Consider the following 1,927-nt stretch of genomic DNA (forward strand, 5'->3'; position numbering starts at 1 on the left):
GAGCGCCTCGTGGCGGAAGATCCGGCGTTCGCCCGCGATGTCGAGGCATGGCGCCAGCGCTTGGGCGCCTTGGACGGGACGGCGGCACCGGAAAAGGCGGACGACGCCTTGTGGAAGCGCATCGAGCAGTCGCTGGACGGATCGGATGGCGCCCACGCGGAGGCGGAAGCCCATAAGCCGGCTCCCACAGCGGCGGCAAACCAGAACTTCTGGAAGCGTTGCGCAGTAGGAGGACTGGCGGCGTCGCTGCTGCTCACCGCCGGGCTGGTCACCGCCGTAGCGACGCGGCCGGAGGAGCCCCTGTACGTCGCCGTGCTGCTGGCCGACGACAGGCGTCCCGGCGCTCTTATCCAGATTTACGAGGATCAGGAAGTCAAGCTGGTCCCGCTGCAGGAGTTCACGATACCGCCGGACCAGGTCTTCCAGGTCTGGACCTTGCCGACCCCGCAAAGCACTCCCGTCTCGATCGGTCTGCTCTCGCAAGCCCGGTCGGTGCGGTTGAACCTGTCCGACCTGCCGTCGCCCGCCAGCAACCAGTTCTTCGAGATCACGCTGGAGCCGGCGGGCGGTTCGCCCACGGGACGTCCAACGGGGCCGATCCTGTATAAGGGAAACGCGGCGCAAACATTCTGATCCGCCCCCTTATGACGATGGCTCTATCGGCTTTTTGCAGGCGTCAGGCGCTGGTTGCCTGATTGGATACCCTTGCGCGGTACCGGTTCCAACGATGAAAAGATTGGTTAAAAAAGCTGGTCCGCCACTGCATCCGTTCGTGCGTCCGCTGGGTAGTCAGGATGTGGGTCCTTTGGGATCGCACCTTCGATCATCCGCGGCGGCCCTGTCGGCCGCTCGCATCGAACAGGAGATTTCAACATGACGAATTACGGTCATCAGGTCAGCCGCCCGGGGCGGGGTCACGATAAAGACGACCATTTTCGCTTCGACATCTCCCGCGACAAAGCGGTCCAGCGCGATCTGGGCGACGGTAACGACACGGTTTCGATCGGTGTGGGACGCGGCGCCCCGGAAGTTCGGCTGACCTTTACAAGCAGCGAAGTCGGCAACGGCAGTCCGCGCGACAGCAATACGATGTCCAATCAGGATGGCGGCCTCGCGGTCCGGGCACAGGCTGAAAACAAGTCGGGAGAGCTTGTCGGACCGGTCAGCCGGTTCGACGACGAAGGCATCAGCTTCGTCGGCAAGGGTAAGTTCACGTTCGACGTCCGCGACCTGGTCAGCGGCGTCGAGCGCGGCAACGAGTTCGACGTGGTCAAGCTGGGAACCAAAGGCAACGACAAGTTCAACGAGAGCGGTTCCCACAAGGCCTATTACATTAATGCCGGCATGGGTGACGATTACGTGACCGGCGGCCGCGCCGACGACTTCCTGGTCGGGGGCGCCGGCAACGACCGCCTGGACGGGCGTGAGGGCGACGACTCGTTCATCGGCGGCGGCGGCAACGACACCATCATTGGTGGCAAGGGCAACGACCTTGCCATCTTCAACGTCGCCACCGACGGCATCGACACGGTCGATCTCGGCAAGGGCTTCGATACCGTCAATGTCCTGTCTCCGGCCGCCGGTCAGGTCCGGCTGACCTTCACGAGCAGCGAAGTCGGCAACGGCAGCACGCGTGACAGCGAGACGATGGCCAACCAGGACGGCGGACTTGCTGTGCGGCTGCAGGCCGAGGACGGTGCGGGCAACCTCACCGGCGGGGTCAGCCGTTTCGACGACGAAGGCATCAGCTTCGTCAGCGCCACGCCGGGAGTGACTTTCGACGTGCGTGATCTGGTGAGCGGCGTGCAGCGCGGAGACCAGTTCGATGTCGTCGGTCTTGGGACCAAAGGCAATGACAAGTTCGACAAGAGTGGTGAGGACGAGGCCTACTACATCAACGCCGGCATGGGCGACGACCGCCTGACCG

The 1,927-nt window shown here is 63.9% G+C and carries 2 protein-coding genes; both read left to right on the forward strand.

What is annotated here, in order from left to right:
- Window positions 1-633: anti-sigma factor (locus AC5JJ6_RS09935; protein WP_496041886.1), on the forward strand; the 633-nt coding region annotated here is incomplete at its 5' end.
- A gap of 240 nt (window positions 634-873) precedes the next feature.
- On the forward strand, window positions 874-1,927 hold a 1,054-nt coding region (locus AC5JJ6_RS09940; protein ID WP_496041887.1), incomplete at its 3' end, for a calcium-binding protein.

This window comes from Skermanella sp. (assembly GCF_059503625.1).